General features: G+C 67.2%; 3 protein-coding genes. All 3 read left to right on the plus strand.

Annotated elements, in window-relative coordinates:
* The coding region (locus VN779_RS09700) for a LacI family DNA-binding transcriptional regulator (RefSeq protein ID WP_325722124.1) at nt 1-820 on the plus strand (820 nt) is incomplete at its 5' end.
* Between the two features lie 161 nt (nt 821-981).
* A complete protein-coding gene (locus VN779_RS09705; RefSeq protein WP_414639626.1) occupies nt 982-2,268 on the plus strand; it encodes a sugar ABC transporter substrate-binding protein in 1,287 nt (428 codons plus the stop codon).
* Nucleotides 2,269-2,295: 27 nt separating this feature from the next.
* Nucleotides 2,296-3,282: a sugar ABC transporter permease gene (locus VN779_RS09710; protein ID WP_325722126.1), complete on the plus strand. Its 987-nt coding sequence runs from the start codon at nt 2,296-2,298 to the stop codon at nt 3,280-3,282.
* Nucleotides 3,283-3,401 lie beyond the last annotated feature (119 nt).

A 3,401-nucleotide genomic window follows, 5' to 3' on the forward strand; every position in this document is an offset into this window, starting at 1 on the left:
CATCGGCTTGTTCGTCCAGTTCTTCGAGGACGAGTTCTCGCCCGCCATGCTGCAGTACGTCCTGCCGATCTCCGACGCCGCCCGCGAGGCGGGCTACGACATCCTGATGGTGACGGAAGCCGATGGCCCGCACGCGGTGCAGCGCATCTTGAGCTCCGGGATGGTGGACGGCGTCGTCCTGCTGAATGTGGCGCACGAAGACCCGAGGCTGCCGGTGCTGAGGAAGATGCGCCAGCCAGGATCGATGGTCGGCCTGCCGCGGACTCCGGAGGGGTTCGACGTCTTCGACCTGGACTTCGCGGAGTCCGGCCGCATCCTGGTTGACCACCTCGCCGAGCGCGGGCACCGCGAGATTATCCTGATCACCCCGCGCGAGCACGTCTTCGAGCGCGGCGGCGCGTACTCCTGGAGGTTCCGGGATGCGGCACTGCAGCGCGCCGCGAGCTACGGCATCCGCGTCCGTTCCTACTACGGCGAGACGCAGCAGCCCGCCGTTAACCAGCAGCTCAACCAGATCCTCGACGCGCGCGACGAGTCGGCGATGGTCGTGCACAACGACGCGGTGATCGCCGCGCTTCCTTCAGTGCTTTACTCGCGCGGAGTCCGTGTGCCCGACGACCTGTCGGTCGTCGGCATGTTCTCCGAGGACTTCGGGCGGCTGTTCTCACTGCCGTACACGGCGGTCGAGACGTCACCGAACAAGCTGGGCCGGATGGCGGTCCAGGCTCTCGTGCAGCGCATGACCACTCCGGCGGACGCTACCCCCTGGCGGGTCGAGCTGGTCGCGCCGCACATCACGGACCGGGGAAGCACCCGCTAACCAAGCGAAGCGGCTGCTTCCCCTGGCATGCCGCACTGTCGAATCGGTTCGACAAACTAAGCCCAGGCAGCTGAACGCAATAGGTAAGGACAACCGAAAAGAAGGCACCGTTTCCGGATTCCGAGGCTTCGCGGAACCCGGCCATTCAGAGAGGAATGACCGTGCAGATACCCCGTAGAGCGCGCGCCGCGCTGCTCGCCGCCACCGCTGTTACCGCCGTAGCCGCGCTAGCGGCCTGCTCAAGCAGTTCAAGCACCGGCGCGGGCGCGACCGGATCCGCCGCCGGCGGCACGAGCGCGTCGGCGGCGAGTGGCGGCACTTACACCTTCTGGGATCCCTATCCGCAGTACAACGCCTCTTCCGCATGGTGGAAGCTGGTCGCGTCGTGCGGCACGCAGGCCGGGGTGACGATCAAGCACACCGCCTACGACACGACCGCGCTGACGACGCAGGCCCTGCTGGCCGGCCAGCAGGGGACCTCGCCGAACATCCTGCTCGTGGACAATCCGGTCGTCTCCACGCTCGCGACCGCCGGCATCCTCACCACCACCGCGCAGAACGGGCTTTCCACGGGCGCGATCGCCCCGAACATCCTCGGCGCCGGGGTGCTCAACGGCAGCACCTACGGAGTCCCGATCGGCGCGAACACGCTGGCGCTTTACTACAACCCGAAGGTCTTGAAGGCCGCGGGGGTCAACCCGGGTTCCATCACCAGCTGGGCCTCCCTGACTTCGGCGCTGGCCAAGGTCAAGGCGATCGGCAAGAAGGGCATCACGTTCTCGGGTATCAACACCGAGGAGGGCAGCTTCCAGTTCCTGCCGTGGTTCTGGGGCGCGGGCGCTAACCTGACCAACCTCGGCTCGCCCCAGGCGACCGCCGCGCTCACCCTGTGGACCACCTGGATCAAGGACGGCTACGCGCCCAACTCGGTGATCCAGAACACGCAGACCACGTCGTGGCAGGAGTTCCAGACCGGCGACTTCGCGTTCGGGGAGAACGGCACCTGGCAGAAGGCGGGCGCCGCCGCGATGGGCGCCAAGGTCATCCAGATCCCGGCCGAGAATGGCGGCGCGGCGCCGGTGCCGACGGGCGGCGAGTTCTTCACCATCCCGGTGCAGAAGGACACGGGGTCCTACGCCACCTCGGCGAAGATCATCCAGTGCCTGTCGTCGACCAGCAACATCGTCACGACCGACGGCACGCTCAACTACATCGCGCCCACCAAGGCCGGGCAGCAGGCTCAGCTGTCCGCGGACCCCTCGCTGAGCTCGTGGGTCAGCGCGGTGGGGGTGGCCAAGGCCCGTACCGGCGACAACCTGGGCACCAAGTACCCGGTCATCTCCCAGCAGATGTGGACCGCGGTGCAGAAGGCGGAGAGCGGCGCGGCGACGCCCGCGAACGCGCTGCAGGTCGCGCAGTCCGCGGCCACGGCGAAGCTCAGCCAGTAGGACAGCCGGCAGACCGACGTGAGAACCATGACAAAAGACAGGTCAAGGGCGCGGTCGGCCGAGCGGCAGCGTGACGGGGCGGCGGTACCCGCCCCGTCACGGGCGCGGTCGGGCCGCCCGCGCCGCCCGACGCGGTGGCGAGCGCAGGCGGCGGCCTGGGGATTCATCGCTCCGGTCGTCGCGTACCTGATCGCTTTCTACGCGTACCCGCTGTACCGCAACATCGACCTGAGCATCAAGACCTACACGGTCGCGTCCTTCATCACCGGCAACGCTCCGTACTCGGGCTTCGCCAACTACAGCCGTATCTTCCGTAGTCCGACGTTCTCGCCGGCGCTCGTCAACACCGCGGTTTTCACCTTCGTGTCGATCGCCTTCCAGTTCGCCATCGGCCTGGCCCTGGCGGTGTTCTTCTACCGGAGGTTCCGCCTGTCCGGCCTACTCCGCGCGCTCTTCCTGATCCCCTGGCTGCTGCCGCTGCTGGTGTCCGCGTCCACCTGGTCGTGGATGCTCAACAGCGACTCGGGCATCGTGAACTCCTTCCTGCAGGCCATCGGCGTCGCGCCAGTCAACTGGCTGACCTCGCCGCACTGGTCCCTGGTCGCCGTGCTGATCGCGAACATCTGGATCGGCATACCGTTCAACCTCGTCATCATGTACAGCGGCCTGCAGAGCATCTCGACGGACGTCTTCGAGGCCGCCGCGATCGACGGCGCCAACGGGTGGCAGCGGTTCTGGCGGATCACGTTCCCGCTGCTGCGCCCGGTGTCCGCGATCACCCTGCTGCTCGGCTTCATCTACACCCTGAAGGTGTTCGACATCATCTGGATCATGACGAGGGGCGGGCCGGCGACCTCGTCGACCACGCTGGCGATCTGGTCCTACCAGCTCGGCTTCGGGTCGCTGCTGCCGGACTTCAGCTCGGCGTCCGCGGTCGGGAACGTGCTGATCATCATCGCGGTCATCTTCGCCCTGATCTACGTCCGGGCCCGGAACCGCCTGGAGGCGACGTGAAACGCCGCTCATGGTGGCTCACCGCGCTTGGCGTCCTGTTCACCGCCGCCATGCTCTTCCCCGTCTACTGGATGGTCAACGTCTCGCTGACGCGGACGTCCGACATGCGCAAGAGCCCG

The sequence above is a fragment of the Actinocrinis sp. genome, assembly GCF_035605935.1.
Taxonomy (GTDB): Bacteria; Actinomycetota; Actinomycetes; order Streptomycetales; family Catenulisporaceae; genus Actinocrinis.

What these genes read in the sequence shown, in the direction of transcription:
- VN779_RS09710 (WP_325722126.1), top strand. Translation starts at nt 2,296, where the DNA reads ATGACAAAAGACAGGTCAAGGGCGCGGTCGGCCGAGCGGCAGCGTGAC.